The organism is Enterobacter sp. N18-03635 (assembly GCF_004006055.1).
In the GTDB taxonomy this organism is placed as follows: Bacteria; Pseudomonadota; Gammaproteobacteria; order Enterobacterales; family Enterobacteriaceae; genus Enterobacter; species Enterobacter vonholyi.
In genome coordinates, this window is record NZ_CP034769.1 from 1,159,089 (window position 1) to 1,176,138 (window position 17,050).

19 protein-coding genes and 1 pseudogene are annotated in these 17,050 nt (G+C 53.1%); 5 read left to right on the forward strand and 15 right to left on the reverse strand.

The window, feature by feature from the left end; all coding sequences use genetic code 11:
* Positions 1-191: 191 nt before the first annotated feature.
* From ELK40_RS06175 to ELK40_RS06200, 6 genes and pseudogenes are all read right to left on the reverse strand, one after another.
* On the reverse strand, positions 192-695 hold the full coding sequence (locus ELK40_RS06175) for a DUF2569 domain-containing protein (protein WP_127729887.1): 504 nt from the start codon (positions 693-695) through the stop codon (positions 192-194).
* Positions 696-976: 281 nt separating this feature from the next.
* Positions 977-1,567 carry a hypothetical protein gene (locus tag ELK40_RS06180; RefSeq protein WP_127729890.1) on the reverse strand — a complete coding sequence of 197 codons (591 nt, stop codon included), beginning with the start codon at positions 1,565-1,567 and terminating at the stop codon, positions 977-979.
* A gap of 111 nt (positions 1,568-1,678) precedes the next feature.
* Complete coding sequence (locus ELK40_RS06185) at positions 1,679-2,089, reverse strand: Imm63 family immunity protein (protein WP_127729893.1); 411 nt, start codon at positions 2,087-2,089, stop codon at positions 1,679-1,681.
* 69 nt (positions 2,090-2,158) lie between these two features.
* Positions 2,159-2,578, reverse strand: a complete 420-nt coding sequence (locus ELK40_RS06190; RefSeq protein WP_127729896.1) for a helix-turn-helix domain-containing protein — start codon at positions 2,576-2,578, stop codon at positions 2,159-2,161.
* Positions 2,575-2,887 (reverse strand): annotated as a pseudogene (locus ELK40_RS06195) (type II toxin-antitoxin system HigB family toxin). The gene ELK40_RS06190 and the pseudogene ELK40_RS06195 overlap by 4 nt, the downstream one beginning before the upstream one ends.
* A 325-nt stretch (positions 2,888-3,212) precedes the next feature.
* Complete coding sequence (locus ELK40_RS06200; RefSeq protein WP_115874430.1) at positions 3,213-4,109, reverse strand: LysR family transcriptional regulator; 897 nt, start codon at positions 4,107-4,109, stop codon at positions 3,213-3,215.
* Between the two features lie 129 nt (positions 4,110-4,238).
* Between ELK40_RS06200 and ELK40_RS06205 the strand changes: the two genes are divergently transcribed.
* Entirely contained in the window at positions 4,239-4,811 is a 573-nt protein-coding gene (locus ELK40_RS06205; protein ID WP_127729900.1) for a flavin reductase family protein, read from the forward strand.
* 184 nt (positions 4,812-4,995) lie between these two features.
* Here ELK40_RS06205 and ELK40_RS06210 read toward each other — a convergent pair whose 3' ends face one another.
* From ELK40_RS06210 to ELK40_RS06250, 9 genes are all read right to left on the reverse strand, one after another.
* Complete coding sequence (locus tag ELK40_RS06210) at positions 4,996-5,451, reverse strand: hypothetical protein (RefSeq protein ID WP_127729902.1); 456 nt, start codon at positions 5,449-5,451, stop codon at positions 4,996-4,998.
* A gap of 231 nt (positions 5,452-5,682) precedes the next feature.
* Positions 5,683-6,714, reverse strand: coding sequence for a C45 family peptidase (locus ELK40_RS06215; RefSeq protein WP_127729905.1), 1,032 nt, complete (start codon positions 6,712-6,714; stop codon positions 5,683-5,685).
* A 21-nt stretch (positions 6,715-6,735) separates the two neighbouring features.
* Positions 6,736-7,458, reverse strand: a complete 723-nt coding sequence (glnQ, locus tag ELK40_RS06220) for a glutamine ABC transporter ATP-binding protein GlnQ (protein ID WP_115876035.1) — start codon at positions 7,456-7,458, stop codon at positions 6,736-6,738.
* 2 nt (positions 7,459-7,460) lie between these two features.
* On the reverse strand, positions 7,461-8,117 hold the full coding sequence (gene glnP, locus ELK40_RS06225) for a glutamine ABC transporter permease GlnP (protein ID WP_024906945.1): 657 nt from the start codon (positions 8,115-8,117) through the stop codon (positions 7,461-7,463).
* A 50-nt stretch (positions 8,118-8,167) separates the two neighbouring features.
* The gene (glnH, locus tag ELK40_RS06230; RefSeq protein ID WP_127729908.1) at positions 8,168-8,920 is read right to left on the reverse strand and encodes a glutamine ABC transporter substrate-binding protein GlnH; all 753 of its coding nucleotides are present in this window, start codon (positions 8,918-8,920) and stop codon (positions 8,168-8,170) included.
* A 125-nt stretch (positions 8,921-9,045) separates the two neighbouring features.
* Entirely contained in the window at positions 9,046-9,600 is a 555-nt protein-coding gene (locus tag ELK40_RS06235) for a carboxymuconolactone decarboxylase family protein (RefSeq protein ID WP_181574023.1), read from the reverse strand.
* Entirely contained in the window at positions 9,597-10,925 is a 1,329-nt protein-coding gene (locus ELK40_RS06240) for an aspartate aminotransferase family protein (protein WP_127729911.1), read from the reverse strand. Before ELK40_RS06240 ends, ELK40_RS06235 begins: the two co-directional genes overlap by 4 nt.
* 127 nt (positions 10,926-11,052) lie before the next feature.
* Positions 11,053-11,910 (reverse strand): MurR/RpiR family transcriptional regulator, encoded by an 858-nt coding sequence (locus ELK40_RS06245; protein WP_127729913.1) that lies wholly within the window; start codon positions 11,908-11,910, stop codon positions 11,053-11,055.
* Positions 11,911-12,138: 228 nt separating this feature from the next.
* Positions 12,139-13,020: a LysR family transcriptional regulator gene (locus ELK40_RS06250; protein WP_127729916.1), complete on the reverse strand. Its 882-nt coding sequence runs from the start codon at positions 13,018-13,020 to the stop codon at positions 12,139-12,141.
* Between the two features lie 105 nt (positions 13,021-13,125).
* Here ELK40_RS06250 and budA point away from each other — a divergent pair, with 105 nt between their 5' ends.
* The 4 genes from budA (at position 13,126) to ELK40_RS06270 (ending at position 16,994) form a co-directional block, all read left to right on the forward strand.
* Positions 13,126-13,905: an acetolactate decarboxylase gene (gene budA / locus ELK40_RS06255; protein ID WP_115874438.1), complete on the forward strand. Its 780-nt coding sequence runs from the start codon at positions 13,126-13,128 to the stop codon at positions 13,903-13,905.
* A gap of 13 nt (positions 13,906-13,918) precedes the next feature.
* Positions 13,919-15,598: an acetolactate synthase AlsS gene (gene alsS, locus ELK40_RS06260; protein WP_115874439.1), complete on the forward strand. Its 1,680-nt coding sequence runs from the start codon at positions 13,919-13,921 to the stop codon at positions 15,596-15,598.
* Between the two features lie 20 nt (positions 15,599-15,618).
* Positions 15,619-16,389, forward strand: coding sequence for a (S)-acetoin forming diacetyl reductase (locus tag ELK40_RS06265; RefSeq protein WP_023618768.1), 771 nt, complete (start codon positions 15,619-15,621; stop codon positions 16,387-16,389).
* Between the two features lie 131 nt (positions 16,390-16,520).
* Entirely contained in the window at positions 16,521-16,994 is a 474-nt protein-coding gene (locus tag ELK40_RS06270; RefSeq protein WP_111964451.1) for a cold shock domain-containing protein, read from the forward strand.
* Positions 16,995-17,050 lie beyond the last annotated feature (56 nt).

The following is a 17,050-nucleotide window of genomic DNA, read 5'->3' on the forward strand; positions in this document are numbered from 1 at the left end:
TCTCACTGTAATCCGACGCCATGCTTTCTACAAGAGTGTCCGTTCTTAACTCAGTGCGGACCTTACCCACTTTTCTGCCCTTTCCGTATCATGAGCAGACGGTGATAGCGTCCGCTCAGTGTTGATGACTGTATGTGCATTAGTATAGCCATGCATCTTCTGTCATCAAAATGATGAAGCCACTCGTGCTTTTATCGGATAAACGTTCTTTTTACGCGAACAGAGGTTATGAAATAGGGAATCCAAATTAAAGCCGTAATTACGTTTCTAAAAAGAGGTACAAGTTCATTATATCCAATTTCAGCGCCAGGAATTAATATGTAAAGCAGATAGGTATTAAATGACATTGTCGTCACGATTGATATTAAAAACAAAATGTAAAGCTTTGGTAGCGATTTCTTCTTTCTTAGGAAAAATGAAAGGACGGTGGCTGTAAAAAGAAACTCGCCAATATAAATAACCAGGGAAACTATGAAGAAAGTTTTTGCATTTGCATTCAGATGCGAATAATTATCTATCGTAAATTTAAATGCATCTGTCATTGCAAAAAGATAGGAAGCAGCAGTAACCACTAATCCTAAAAGGGGGAGAAAAAGAAACCCTCCAATTTTCCTGAAGTTTTTATCTTCACAACTGTCGCAAAACTCTCTGTCCTGAGGTATTTCGACCCCACACTTTATGCATCCCCATTCCATATATGGACCTTTGAAGTATTTTATAATTTACAATAGATTAAACGAAGTCTATTACAAACGCAACTGACTGATAAATAAGTATGCTGTGCAGGTAACTTTTTCGAGTAAATTTGAGTTAAGGGGAGATTCCCGCAGCACAGATATTCATTCTAAGTTCCTACCAGGGACCGCGCTTTGCTAATAACGGTTCCTAAAACATTTCTTTCCGACAGTTCCCGATCGGAAACGAATATTTAAAGTAAAGTGCTAACGCTGAACACCATAAGGTTCTCTGTTGCACTTCAGTCCAGCTTCTCGATATTCATCCTAACCGCTTTCAGCGTTCTCCTGCGGATCCAGCCGCTGCCCGCCCGTATTACCAGCCAGTAAGCCGCCATCATGAGCCGGGTGCTTCTGTCCGGGCAAAAGACGAACGTTTCCGTACTGAGTTCATGCTTGCCTGGCGCCAGTTCCTTTACCTGGTAGCGCAGCAACAGTGTCGCGCTGCCCGGCACGGCAGGCGTCTGAAACGCGCTGGCATCCGGCACGCTTTCCAGACCGAAATCTGCACGCCAGAATTGCCCTCTTAAGCCATAGCAAAGCTCCGATGCTGAATTTTTCAAAAGGGTAAAACTGTGCAGACCAAAGTTGCTGATTGAGCCAGCCTGCTGATCGCGCAGAAGTTTTTGCGGTAATTGCCGCAAAGCCATCAACCGACGAATCACAGCATCTTGCCGGACGTCAAAGTTGGCAATCAACGGCAGAATATGTTCAGGGTGCGCAGTATGAATGACCGTTCGGTGTTTTTCATGAAACTGGAACTGAGGTAAAAAAGCGGGGACATCCTGCCACTGAGCAAGCGCTTTGCGGGTTACGAATCCAGGATTCAGCATTTCTCTTCCTTGTCATCCCTTGAGTGCAGCCAGAGTATCAGATGGCGTGCTGCAGGCAATCACCAGGAAAAGAGAGGGGGGTAGGGCAGTAAATGTAACAAGCCGGTTGGGTTAACGATGTTCGCTTCTTTGCGAATGGAGAAGCTGAGTGATTTCTTTGCGCTTTCTTGTTGCCCATTCGGGCTTGACTGAGAGCATTAAACTGTATTCCTTTCTGAAATAAACTTCTCTGTATTCCCGTTCAGATGAATGTTTTGCTGCATAGGTTGAGGCCAGCCCCGCCACGGCACTCTCCACAAACCAATAAAGAATTTCATCGTCACTGAGCGTTACTTTTCGCTGTATTTCAAGACCCCTTTCACTGATGATAAAATGATATTCTTTCCCATGAATTTCCAGATAGGGAGTTGCAACCCCATCAGGTTGGTTAGGGATAAAGAAGTAATGATTTGGTCTTGTGCCTCCCCCAAGTTGCTCACCTATTTTTAGAAGCTCGTTTCGTAGTTCTTCAATCGTTTTCATCAGCATTCCTTTGTTATTTTATGTGAACCACTCATTTTCGCAGAATGGGTGCACAGAGTCTGCTCGCGATTACTTCCCCACAAACGCACTCACAGGCAAACCGAAACGCTTCGCCAGCGCCCGCATATGATCCAGGGTCAATGTGCGCTGTCCATTAAGGATCCGACTCACCAGAGACTTTTTGCCAATCTCGTTCTCGAAATCGCTCTGAGTGAGTTGGTACTGATCCATCAATGTTCGTAATAACGCAACGCCTGACGGAATGCGGGCAACACGCGCGTTAAATTCTGCAAACTCCGGAGACTCGTTTTCGTATTTATCGATTTTCGCGGTAAGCATCTCTACCAGCGGGCTATCGGGGTCGTGCTCAATAAGATGTTCCACCATCGCCAGAGCATCCTCGTAATCTTGTCGCGACGGGGTTGAGCCCAGGAAGGGAAGCTCGTTAGTTAGCTCGTTTGCCGCTTTGATGGCTGCTGCATAATTCATTCTTTCGTTCTCCGGTAGAGGTCCGTGAGCTTGTCATACTCTGCGTGCGTGCTGATGTGTTTGATGAAGATCTTTCCACGCTCAAAATCAGCAAAAAACATCACTCTTAAATGCCTGCCACCCACATCAATGACCCACCATTTTTCCCGGTATTTCATCCTGTCCAGGCTGGGGAAGCGCTTTTCGCATATTGCCTGGTGAGGGGGAGTGTTCCTTTTTTAGTACCTGGCAAAGGTCGTCCAGGGCGAGTGATCGATTGGGAAAATGACTGGCCGCCGTATCGAAAGGCGCTCTTGAGACTACGTGCATCCATGCCCTTGTTTCCAGAATGGAAACATTATAGGTGGTGATTGGTGAGTTGACAATGTGGAAACTACGATGGGAGTGCAGTTTCTTCATGCTCGTGATTACGGCGCTCATTTAATGAGTGCGAATACTTTAAGAGGTGGTGGTGAGAGATTAAAGTGGATGGTATGGCTCGGTTTTGGGTATTTGTTTGATTTGCGTAGCGTATTCAGGAATTGTTGGGTGAGAGGGATTTCTGTGGGTGAAGGTTTTGCTCACAGCAGTATATGGAAGTGTGTGAAAGATGCGTCCGCTTTGTGCCAGCAGCGGACGTTGCGCGGTATGTTAGTTATGATACGAAATGTTTGCGTAAGATTTTTTCTAATAGTGAAAAAATTACTGTGACCCTTTTTGGAGTAACCGTCTGATAAGGCCGATATAAATAAAATTGCCATTTCTCCTGTCGCAGTTCTGGCAGGGGTTTTATGAGTTGACCATTTGCTAAGTACTCTCTACAGATAAAATCGCTGGACTGTACAACCGTTTTGCCAGCCAAAGCGGCCTGAATTTCTGCGTATGGGTCCGTAGTATAAAATTCAATATGACGAGGGACAAAGGTATTCACTGCGTCACTCATAAATTCAAAGATTTTTCCCGTTTCAGGATTAAGTAAACCACTGAATGGATAACGTTGCCGAAGATCTTCTAAATCCGTTGGAGCTCCCAGGCGCGCAACGAGTTCTGGGGATGCTACTAAAATATGTTCCACCTGCGTGATATTTTTAATGATAAAGTTTGGATTAGGTTCTCGCCCGACGCGTATACCTATATCGATACGATGCTCGACAGTATCAAGTTTCATCATGTCTAAACGCCAGTCGATAAATAATTCAGGATATGGGCGTAGCGCAGTCAATAGTTCATATAATACTTGTTCATGCTTTGGAAATCGAAGCGACGTGATACGGACAATGCCCTTCATTTCATTATCATCTTTCGCCGTCTGAAATAGTTTTTCCGAATCCTCAAGCAGTCGCCTGGCTTGAGGTAAAAAAAGCTCACCGAAGCTTGTGAGAAAGATCGAGCGAGTATTGCGTCTGAAAAGGGGTTCATCAAGCTGTTTCTCCAGCTCAGCGATTGTTCGTGTTACAACCGATGGCGAAACCGAAAGCTTTATAGAGGCTTCGCGGAAGTTGAGGGTCTCAGCGGCGATGATAAAAAACTTCAGAGCATCAAGTTTGTTCATGATTGTTGTGAAAGTTGCAATAATGTTTTTTGATATTAGCAATTAATTTGCAATTATTCCAATCGTATAATCAAACCATCAAACAAGTAATCTATCGTATCCTTTTATCAGAACTTTGAAGAGTAATTTATGGCAATACAACCAGTAGAATTAAACAAAGCCTATCGTTTATTGCAGCTCGGGCCAACGACGATGATATCGGCTAAAAATAATGGTATTGAAAATGTCATGGCAGCTGCCTGGGTGGGATTAGTAGGCAATAACAAAGTGATGGCTTTTATAGGTCCACAGGCATTTACACGCGGCCTTGTCGAAAAAAGTGGATATTACGTTGTCCAGATCCCCGTAGTAAAACAGATGGAAATAGTTTTATATGCTGGAGGCCACAGTTATTCTGACACACCCGATAAAAACAGTAAAATTCCACTATTTTATCAGGAAGAGTTCGATCTTCCTTTAGTTGAAGGTTGCGCTGGCTGGCTAGTCTGTAAGGTCATACCCAATGTAGAAAATGAAAAGCAGCACAACTTGTTCATGGGGGAAATTGTCGGAGCATGGAGTGATGACCGCGTTTTCAGAAATGGGCACTGGATTTTTGATGATGCACCTGATGAATTACGTACTGTCCATTACGTAGCTGGCGGACAGTTTTACTCCATTGGTAAAGGTACAAAATTCAATTATGGTCCAGGAAAAGACTAATCCTTACTTCTGTATAAATGTAGCCATATAACATGGCTACATAGAGGTAATAGTATAAAAAAACAACCGACTTAAGATGTCCGCTTTTCGCTCTTAACAGACAATCAATAAATAACATTGTATTTTGTATGAGGCCGAAATTCTGCTTCTTACCCAGCAGAATTCCAGCCTTCCATCACCCGCCTCAGTGTGCCGTGATATACGGCTCCTTCACAAACTCCGCCAGCAACCAGACCATATCATGCAGCAGCCCGGTCAGTTCTTTCGCCACGCTCATGGGCAGTGTTCCGCCCATCACCGCCAGCGTTAACGCTACGGCATAATCCACCTGCAACGTCGTTTCCTGCCAGCAGTCCGGCACGCAGGAGGTAATCTTTTCCCCCGCAACCAACTGTTCAACCAGATACGGCGGAAGTTCCGAGTCACAGCACTCGCGCAGCCGTTTCAGCGCAGCCAGTAATCGCGTACAGAGCATGGCAAACGTCACCGCGTCGTCAGTTTCCACCAGTACGCTTACGTAAGCGGCGCAGGCATCGGCCAGTTCGAAGAGATCCGCAGAATCGGAAATTGGGTGGTTGATGAGATGATGAACAGCGCTTTCCTCAGAAAGCGCGTAGGAAAATTCAGGGGTAGTCGCCATTTAGCATCCTCTTTGTCCAAAAATGTCATGTCATGCTAACGGGTTCCTACGCCCGGTTACGGATGTACCGCAACGCAGGCACTTTACGGCGGTGAAAAAAGGAAGGAAAGGGGATGCCCCTGAATTACATAAGGTTGCTTGCAGGTTTGCGAGGCGGCTTCCAGAACGGCATTGCCGGGTGGCGGCTACGCCTGACCCGGCCTACAAAAATCACAGCCCTGTAGGCCCGCGCTAGCGCAGCGCCGCCGGGCCTTCCTGCTGTAAAATGGGTTTTTGCCGATCGTGTGTGAATATCTGCCATTTTATCTGCGACGTACTCAGGGTAAAAATGGCCGTGGCCAGCGTGTTCTCTTCATCCGGGTCGTGTGGCGAGAGACGATAAATCGGGAGCGCGGGATCATGCTGGTCTGAAAGAATTCCCAGAGCCGCTGCAGCATCAAGGTGAGATTGCGTCTCCAGCCAGGCGTTTAGCCGCTGCTGGCGTGACCGGGAGCTGTCAGTGATTACCTGCTCAACCGCATCAAGCTGAGGGTGGATAAGGTGATTAGCATGGGCGAAAACGTCCCGCAGCGGCGTGACGGAACAGCCTGTTCCCGTCGCCTCCACGCTGAACAGCCGGTTGTCTCCCATTTGTCCCAGCGTATGATGAAAGGCTCCGGCGCGTGGTGATGAGGTCAGTATAGTGACAGCTTCATCCAGGCTGGAGGCATTCAGCGCAGCGCGGGCAAGTATCTGGCGCGGCATGCCGTCCGGACGGTGCAAAGCGCGTATGTTATTCACCGTATTCACTACGCCCTTTTCGTTTACGGCGAAGGTATGTCCGCAAATCGATCCCGGATAAGCAAAACTGGTGAACGCCAGGCCATCATCCGGGGTGATGCTGACGATGGCGCAGTCATTGCGAAGCTGCGGGAAACCGTCTTCATTATGCGCGATAATCAGCTCTCCCTCCGCGGTGCTTCCCGCTACCGTGGTGCAACCATCAGAGGTTGAGCGCACCAGATCGCCGCGGCAGTTCCAGGCAAACACCTCATCAAACGGTGCATCCAGGCCCTCGGCCAATCCCTCCAGCTCCTGCCAGATCGGGGGATACTGAGACTGCACCCGCGAGCGCATGCTCCGGGTCTGTTCTGCGTCTTTCATGGCGGTAACGGTTTGCCACAGCGCCGTTTGCGTCAGTTTTGCATGCCAGGCCTCGCGTCCGAACGCGCCAAGCGCCTGACCTACTGCAAAAGCGGAACCACGAATGTCGATTTTTTTCATAGTGTTGCTATTCACTTCTGTTCAGGATACGTGTTGCAAAAATTCTTTCAGGCGTGGATTGCGACTGCTATTCAGCAGCATATCAGGTGGACCATCTTCGGCAATGGTACCGCCATCAATAAAGATTAGCCGGGATGCCACATCGCGGGCGAAGCCGATTTCATGGGTCACAATCACCATGGTCATGCCTTCTTCCGCCAGCGAGCGCATGACTTTCAGCACCTCGTGCCGTAATTCGGGGTCCAGCGCTGAGGTCGGCTCATCGAACAGCATCATTTTCGGCTTCACCGCCAGGGCTCTGGCAATAGCCACGCGTTGCTGCTGACCGCCCGAGAGCTCAGAGGGGTAGTGACTGGCGCGTTCGCGTAAGCCAACGCGGTCCAGCAGCGCCAGCGCCTGTTCCCGCGCGGCGGCTTTGCCCTGTTTACGTACGCGAACCGGACCAAACATTACATTCTCCAGCGCCGTCAGGTGGGGAAACAGATGGAACTGCTGAAACACCATCCCGGCTTCACGGCGGATATCACATTCGTTAGCGTGAGGATCGGTAATATGCATTCCCGCTACCAGCAGCGTGCCGGAGGAAATTTCCTCCAGCTTGTTAATGCAGCGCAGCAGCGTCGATTTGCCCGAACCGGAAGGTCCGATGATCACCACGACTTCGCCAGCATCAATTTTTAAATTGATGTCGTGCAGCACCTGAGTGGCGCCGAAATTTTTCGACACTGCGCTAAATTCAACCATGCTCATAAAATATGGATCCTCTTTTCCAGTTGCTTCAGCAGGAAACTCAGGCACAGCGTCACCAGCAGGTAAATCATTGCCACTGCGGTCCAGACTTCCAGCGCGCGGAAATTACCGGCAATAATTTCTTGCCCCTGACGAGTCAATTCCGCCACACCAATCACAATAAACAGCGAGGTGTCTTTAATACTGATAATCCACTGATTGCCCAACGCAGGGATCATACGGCGTAATGCCAGCGGCATAATGACATGCCATAGCGTGCTGCGCTGGGATAATCCCATTGCCAGGCTGGCCTCTCTAAAACCTTTATTAATTGAGAGGATCGCTCCTCGGGTGATTTCTGCAATATAAGCACCCGAGTTAATCACAATGGTCGTAATGGCCGCCGTTACCGGGTCGATATGAATCGGTAACACCATGGGGAGTGCGAAGTAAATAAACATCACTTGCACCATAATAGGCGTTCCGCGGATTAACTCGACAAAGACTAAAGAGACTGTCTTTGATATTTTTCCTCCGAGCGCCCGGCAGGTTCCCGCCAGCAGGCCAATAACAAAACCACCCAATAAACCTGATAATGAAATAATCAGCGTCAGCTGTAGTCCTTGCAACAGCAGCGGCAGGGACTCCCAAATATATTTACTGTCGAAATTCATATGTTACTCGTTAAGATGCAACGAGGTCGGATCGCTCCGACCTGGCGGGATTATTTTGGCTGTTTAGCAAACCACTTCACGTAAATCTTGCTGTAAGTCCCGTCCGCACGTAACGCCTGCAGCGCAGCGTTGATCTTCGGCGTCAGAGCGCTGTTCTTCTGCATGGCAAAGCCGTAGTGCTGCGGCAGAATGCTGTCAGTCTCGCCGGTCGATTTCACTTTGCCATCGCCCGCCGTTTTTACGTAATAGAGCACGTTGGGGGAATCGTGCACCACCGCATCAAGGTTACCGGCCTGCAAATCAAGATAGGCGTTGTCGATATTCGGGAATTCAACATAGTTCGCCTTATATTTGCTTTTCATAAAGCTGGCCGCCGCCGTTCCCTGCTTTAATCCCACTTTCTTTCCTGCTAAATCGCTGAATTTAGTAATGGTGTTATCGCTGCTTTTCACCGCCATTAATAAATCAGCATCATAATAACCGTCGCTGAAATCGACGACCTGTTTACGCGCGTCGGTTATCGTAATGCCCGCCATGGCGACATCCAGATTGCGTGATTGCAAACCCGGAATCAGTCCCCCGAAGTCCATCGGGCGTAATTCGTAGCTGACATCCATTTTTTTGGCGATGGCATCCCACAAATCAATATCAAAGCCGACGTATTTATCGCCTTGTTTAAATTCAAAGGGGACAAAGGCGGTATCAACGCCAACCGTTAATTTATCCTGCGCTTGTGCCACAAAACTGGCGGAGCAAGCGACCAGTGTTAACGTAACTTTTAATTTAGTGAATAATCCAGACATGATAACCCTCGGCGTCAGTGAAGTAGCGTGCATGAATGTCACCCGGCGAAATACATCGGCGGAATGGGAAAATAAAACGTTGATATGCAGGGCGCACTTTCATGCGCCAGATTTAAAACGAAAGCTTATGCGGGAATAATCTCATCCCGGCTGTCGGGTACCGGCGTCTGTGCGCCGTTCATTACCATTGAGAGAAAACTGTAATAGCCATTGATGCCGATCAGATCCACCACGCCTTTCTCGCCCCAGAGCGCGATAGCGTGCTGCCAGGTGGCATCGCTGACCTTCTGCTGCTCCTGTAACTCCTTGCAAAAGTGATAGACCGCCCATTCATCCGGCTGCAGATCCTCTGGAAGACGCTTTTCATTAATCGCCTGCACCGACGCGGCAGAAATACCCTTCTCGCGCGCTATCGGAGCGTGAATCGCCCACTCAACAGGCTGCGACCAGTGCCGCGCGGTCATCAAAATCGCCAGTTCCGACAGGCGCTGTCCCAGCGCGCTGCGATAACGCAGATATTCCCCCATGCGTTGCGCATGCGCCATGAGCTCTGGACTGCGCAGCAGCGGCTCGAAAGGTGGCAGCAGCGCACCGCGAGGCCCGTTGATTATCTCTTCGGCCAAAGCGCGCTGCTGGTCGTCCCACTCATGCTCCGCCAGCGGCGGTAAACGATTGATCATAATTTGCTGGTCTCTTCGCGAATCACGGTGTTCAGCGTGTCTACCACAAAGTCGAGCTGGCCAGGCGTGACGATAAACGGTGGTGCGATCAGGATATGGTCGCCGTACTGCCCGTCAATGGTTCCACCCATTGGATAGACCATCAGCCCACGTGACATACAGTTTGCTTTGATTGCTGCATGCAGCTTCAGGGCAGGATCGAAGGGGGTTTTGCTGGCTTTATCGCGCACCAGCTCAACCCCCGCAAACAAGCCGCGTCCACGCGTATCACCGACGTGGGGTAATTCCCCCAGTACTTCACGCAATGCGTTGTGCAGGTAAGCCCCCTGTTGCCTCACCGCCTGCAGCAAATTATCGCGCTCAATCACCTGCTGCACGGCCAGGGCTGCGGAAGCGGCGGTCGCGTGGCAAATGTAGGTGTGCCCGTGCTGGAACAGACCGCTACCGGCCTGCAGCGCTGAGACAATCTTCTCGCTCGCTAATACTGCGCCAATCGGCTGATAGCCGCCCCCCAGCCCCTTCGCGATGGTCACCAAATCCGGCACCACATCATCCTGTTCAAACGCATGCAAAGTGCCTGTGCGTCCCATGCCGCACATGACTTCATCCGCGATATAGAGGATGCCGTATTTATCACACAGGTTGCGTACGCCTTTAAGATAGCCCGGGGTGGGCGGCGTGGCGCCGGTGGTAGCCCCCACCACGGTTTCTGCGCAGAAACCAATAATGGTGTCGGGACCGGCCTCAATAATGGCGTGCTCCAGCTCGTTGAGCAGGCGCGTGGTGTATTGCTGCTGGGTTTCGTCATCGCGGCGGTCGCGATACTCATTGCAGGCCGAAACGCGGATCACGTCGATCAGCAAGGGAGCAAACTGGCGGCGACGCCATTCGTTGCCTCCTACCGCGAGCGCCCCAAGGGTATTGCCATGATAGCTCTGCTTACGGGCGATAAATTTGGTGCGCGACGGCTGTCCGATCTCAACAAAATACTGGCGCGCCAGCTTAAGCGCGGTTTCAACCGCTTCCGAACCGCCCGAAACGAAATAGGCATAGTTAAGATCGCCAGGCGCCGTGCGCGTCAGCTGTTCAGCAAGCTGTTCAACGGTGTTGCTGGTAAAAAAACTGGTGTGGGCATAGGCCAGCCGATCGATCTGGCGGTGCATCGCAGCCAGCACGTCCGGATGCGCGTGGCCTAAACAGGAAACGGCGGCGCCACCGCAGGCATCCAGATACTGTTTTCCCTGTGCATCAAAAATGTACGCCCCCTGGGCGCGTACCGCCACGGCGGGCGTGCTGCGTAAACTGCGGTGAATGATATGGGTCATGCGGGTCCTGCTCCTGAATGCGCTGTGCTAATAAAGCGCATCTTGCAGGATCCATTTGTATCGCGTCAATTTCATTTTGATCCAAACGCATTCTGTTTTCTTATGCCGAATGCAAATGAATCATTTTTCAGGGTTTCCCAGGGACCACATAGGCACCAGAGTCGATAAGATAGCGTTCAGCATTTTCGATTTTATTCACTGCATCTCGACCATGTCGCGCGACCAGCATCGCCAGTAAACACTCGGCGAGCCCCATGCCGGACACTACGGAAGGGAAAAATGACGGGCTGTCGACAGAGAATAGCAGCGTGCAATCGGCAGCCTGGGCTAATGGCGAGACGGGAGAATCCGTGATGGCGACGATTGTCGCGCCCGCCTGCCGGGCCGCGCGCAGGACATCCAGCGACTCACGGGAATAGGGGGCAAAACTGGTGAGTAACAGGCAATCTTGTGCTGTTAATTCACGCGTGAACACTTCGATGTTGCTCGCCAGACCATCAATGAGCGACGCTTGACGATTAAACAGTCGATAGACATAAAACAGCGACCAGGCGATAGGAAAGCTGGCCCGGAAGCCGCAAATATAGACATTCTCGGCCGCGTCCAGCAGCGATACGGCCTGCTCCATCGCCTGATGGTTTTCGTGCTGTGTAAAAGCCAAATTTGCCTGATGCGCCTGAAACACCTCTTCATACAGCTTCGGCTGAGTGCCTTTGGCGATCAGCTTCTCGGCCTTTGATACATATGTATCATTGCGCAGTCCGAGTTCATCAATGAATGCGTCCTTGAGTTCACCCCAGCCGTTGTAGCCTAATCGTTGCGCCAACCGCAGCAGCGTGGCGGGTTTTACACCGGCTTCACTGGCGAAGGCGCGCATCGATAGCACCACCAGTTGATTGGTATTCTGTAGCGAGAACTCGGCAGCACGCTGTAATTCTGCAGACAACTCACTGAATGTACTGACAATATTTTCCCTTGGATTCATAGCAAATAGTCCCGCTGTTTAAGGTTAGCGCTGCTGTTGTCAAGTGACGTTCGATCTTTGCAGACTGAACGGACTCGCGTTGTCCCGGAAACGGATGATGAAAACACAGCGTAAATAAGTCAACGGGGAGCTGAACAGAGATCATCAGGCGTGTGAAAGCCAACCTGACCGCGTCCCCAACCGTAGGCTCGCGCAAGCGCAGCGCCGCCGGGCACAGCCGCGCTGCCGTCACCCCTCGCTCAGCATCGTCAAAAACCGCTTCACCGTCCGCGAGCGTTCAAACCGCCGCCAGCACAGTGCGATATCGGTATAAAGCTCCGGCGAGCTCAGCGCGTGGTAGGTGACATTCGGCGGAGAAATGGCCGCCATGGATTTCGGTACCAGCGCGAACCCGCCGCCGGCGGACACCATGCTCAGGGAGGAGGAAAGCTGCGACGACTGCAGCGCGTGCTGCACGTCGATCCCGGCCCGCTCGCAGCAGCCGTGAACCCGCTCGTACAGCCCCGGCGCGACCTCCTGCGGGAACAACACTACCGGCGTATCCCGAAGCTGTTCTAACGCCAGCGAACCGCACGCTGCCAGCGGATGATCGCGATGCAGCGCCACCACCATCGGCTCCCGGTCGAGGATTTTTAACTCGAACGCCTTGCTGCTCTCGCACGGCAGGCGCACGAAGGCGATATCCAGTTCACCCTCCGCCAGCATCGTCGTCAGCGACGACATATTGGCTTCCACCTGGTGAACCTGCACCGCCATATTCTGCACCTGAAACTGGCGAATCAGCGCGAAAATTTTGGGATGAAAAGCGTCGGAGCTGGTGATGCCAATCGACAGGTTTCCGTTCAGCCCGCGCGCGATGCCGCGGGCTTTTTCCAGCGCGGCGTCGCTCAGCGCCAGGATCTTGCAGGCGTCCTCGTAGAAGGCTTCTCCCGCCTCGGTCAGCTCCACGCCCCGCGTCAGGCGCCTGAACAGCGGCGTGCCGACTTCCTCTTCGAGCCGTTTGATCTGCTGACTCAGAGGAGGCTGTGAAATACCCAGCGCTTCGGCCGCCCTGGTGAAGTGTCGCTCGCGTGCAACCGCGACAAAATACCGCAGATAACGAAGTTCCATATCTAAAACGTCTCAAACCAGCATGGTTTCTATATTGGAACTCTCTGCTGAATCGGGTCAACATTTATTTAACCTTTCTAAATAAAGTTGAAGAGGACGAGCACGATGATGCATTCATCTGCCTGCGACTGTGAGGCCAGCTTGTGCGAGACCCTGCGCGGGTTTTCCGCCCAGCATCCTGACAGCGTGATCTACCAGACATCGCTAATGAGCGCCCTGCTAAGCGGCGTGTACGAAGGGGAGACCACCATCGCCGATCTGCTGGCGCACGGTGATTTTGGCCTGGGCACCTTCAACGAGCTGGACGGCGAAATGATTGCCTTCAGCAGCAAGGTATACCAGCTGCGCGCCGACGGCAGCGCCCGGGCCGCGAAGCCGGAGCAGAAAACGCCGTTCGCGGTGATGACCTGGTTCCAGCCGCAGTATCGTATCACCTTCAATGCGCCGGTCAGCCGTCAGCAGATCCACGACGCGATCGACCAGCAGATCCCCTCCGATAACCTGTTCTGCGCGCTGCGCATTGACGGCAATTTCCGCCACGCCCACACCCGCACCGTACCGCGCCAGAAGCCGCCGTACCGCGCGATGACCGACGTGCTGGACGACCAGCCGGTGTTCCGCTTTAACCAGCGTGAAGGGGTGTTGGTCGGGTTCCGCACGCCACAGCATATGCAGGGCATCAACGTGGCGGGCTACCACGAACATTTCATCACCGACGACCGTCAGGGCGGGGGGCATCTGCTCGACTACCAGCTGGAGAGCGGCGTGCTCACCTTCGGTGAAATTCACAAGCTGATGATCGACCTGCCCGCCGACAGCGCGTTTTTACAGGCCAACCTTCACCCCAGCAATCTGGACGCAGCGATCCGTTCCGTCGAAAACTAACAGGAGAACTATCGTGAACAGTGAGAAACAGTCACGTCAGTGGGCGCACGGCGCCGATTTGGTTGTCGGCCAGCTGGAAGCGCAGGGCGTGAAGCAGGTGTTCGGGATCCCGGGGGCGAAAATCGACAAGGTCTTTGACTCCCTGCTGGATTCCTCCATCGAGATTATTCCGGTGCGTCACGAAGCGAACGCGGCGTTCATGGCGGCGGCGGTAGGGCGTCTGACCGGCAAGGCCGGGGTGGCGTTGGTGACCTCCGGGCCCGGCTGTTCGAACCTGATCACCGGCATTGCCACCGCCAACAGCGAAGGCGACCCGGTCGTGGCGCTGGGCGGGGCGGTGAAGCGGGCAGATAAAGCCAAACTGGTGCACCAGAGCATGGACACCGTCGCCATGTTCAGCCCGGTCACCAAATACGCCGTCGAAGTGAGTGCGCCGGACGCGATTGCTGAGGTGGTTTCCAACGCGTTTCGCGCCGCCGAGCACGGCAGGCCGGGGGGCGCGTTCGTCAGCCTGCCGCAGGATATTGTCGATCAGCCCGCCACGGGGGCGATTTTGCCTGCCAGCGGCCCGGCGCTGATGGGCCCGGCACCGGAATCCGCCATTAACGACGTGGCGAAGCTTATCGAAAAGGCCAAAAACCCGGTCATCCTGCTGGGGCTGATGGCGAGCCAGCCCGCCAACAGCGCCGCGCTGCGCAAGCTGCTGGAAAAAAGCCGTATTCCGGTCACCAGCACCTATCAGGCCGCCGGGGCGGTGAATCAGGAGCACTTCACCCGCTTCGCCGGACGCGTCGGTCTGTTCAATAACCAGGCGGGCGACCGGCTGCTCCATCTGGCGGATCTGATTATTTGCATCGGCTACAGCCCGGTGGAGTACGAGCCGTCCATGTGGAACAGCGGCGACGCCACGCTGGTGCACATTGACGTGCTGCCTGCCTATGAAGAACGTAACTACGTGCCGGATCTGGAGCTGGTGGGGGACATTGCCGAAACGCTGAATCTGCTCGCTAACCGTATCGACCATAAGCTCGAGCTGAGCCAGCGGGCCTCCGAAATTCTGGTCGATCGCCAGCATCAGCGCGATCTGCTCGATCGTCGCGGCGCCTCGCTCAACCAGTTTGCCCTGCACCCGCTGCGCATCGTGCGGGCTATGCAGGATATCGTGAATAACGACGTGACGCTCACCGTGGATATGGGCAGCTTCCACATCTGGATCGCCCGCTACCTCTACAGCTTCCGTGCGCGTCAGGTGATGATCTCCAACGGTCAGCAGACCATGGGCGTCGCGCTGCCGTGGGCGATTGGCGCGTGGCTGGTCAACCCGCGCCGCAAGGTGGTTTCGGTCTCCGGCGACGGCGGCTTCCTGCAGTCAAGCATGGAGCTGGAAACCGCGGTGCGCCTCAACGCTAACGTGCTGCACATCATCTGGGTGGATAACGGCTACAACATGGTTGCCATTCAGGAAGAGAAAAAATACCAGCGTCTTTCCGGCGTCGAGTTCGGCCCGGTCGATTTCAAAGTCTATGCCGACGCCTTTGGCGCGAAAGGCTTTGCCGTGGAGAGCGCCGACGCGCTCGAACCCACGCTGCGTGCGGCGATGGATGTGGATGGTCCGGCCGTAGTGGCCATTCCCGTTGACTACAGCGATAACCCGCTGCTGATGGGCCAGCTCCATCTCAGCCAGATTTTGTGACTCAACATAAGGACAGAGAAATGCAAAAAGTTGCTCTCGTAACAGGCTCAGGCCAGGGGATTGGTAAAGCGATTGCGCTTCGCCTGGTGAAAGATGGCTTTGCCGTCGCCATCGCCGACTATAACGCGGAAACGGCCAGAGCCGTGGCCGATGAAATTATCCGCAACGGCGGTAACGCCGTCGCCGTGAAGGTGGACGTCTCTGACCGCGAGCAGGTATTTGCGGCGGTGGAGAAAGCCCGCACCGCGCTGGGCGGTTTCCACGTGATCGTCAATAACGCCGGGATCGCGCCGTCTACGCCAATCGAATCCATCACGCCGGAGATTGTCGACAAGGTCTACAACATCAACGTGAAAGGGGTGATCTGGGGCATTCAGGCGGCGATTGACGCGTTCCGCAAAGAGGGGCACGGCGGCAAGATCATCAACGCCTGCTCCCAGGCGGGCCACACCGGTAACCCGGAGCTGGCCGTCTACAGTTCCAGTAAATTCGCGGTGCGCGGCCTAACCCAGACCGCCGCGCGGGATCTTGCTCCGCTGGGGATCACCGTTAACGCCTACTGCCCGGGCATCGTGAAAACGCCGATGTGGGCGGAGATCGACCGTCAGGTCTCCGAGGCGGCGGGTAAACCGCTCGGCTACGGAACCGAGACTTTTGCCAAACGCATTACGCTTGGCCGCCTTTCCGAACCGGAAGATGTCGCCGCCTGCGTTTCATACCTGGCGGGACCGGATTCCGACTACATGACCGGCCAGTCTCTGCTCATCGATGGTGGGATGGTGTTCAACTAAATTCTAATAAGCTCTGACATGAGTTTTCCCCTGCACCCGTGCAGGGGCTTTTTTTTGTCTCCTCCGTCATTGTGCATTACACTGCGCGCTGCAAAACTTTAGTCATTACGATCTGACAGGCGGTAACAGCGATGAACGGTACAATCACAACGTGGTTTAAAGATAAAGGCTTTGGATTTATCAAAGATGAAAACGGCGACAACCGCTATTTTCATGTGATTAAGGTCGCGAACCCCGATCTGATTAAGAAAGATGCCGCGGTGACCTTTGAGCCAACGACCAACAACAAAGGCCTTTCCGCCTACGCGGTGAAGGTGATCCCCGAAAGCAAACATCTCTATATCGCAGGCGAGCGCGTGAAGCTCAGCTCGATTAAGTCCTTCGTGGTGTTCAGCGAAGAAGAGCCTGCCGATACCAAAATCGACAAAGAGAATGCGGTGCTGTCGGTGGGGCTGCTGATGAACAGCATCAAGCCGAAATCTGATAAAAAGCCGGGCGAAATGCGCACGGTGAAGAAGCTGGCGATCACCACCTTCCAGAACACGACGCTGATCTTCACCGAAGATGAGATCGACATTGATGCCACGGTGAAGCTGCTGAAGTAATTGTAGGCCGGGTGGCGGCGATGCCTTACCCGGCCTGGAAAACCCGCGCCGCCGCA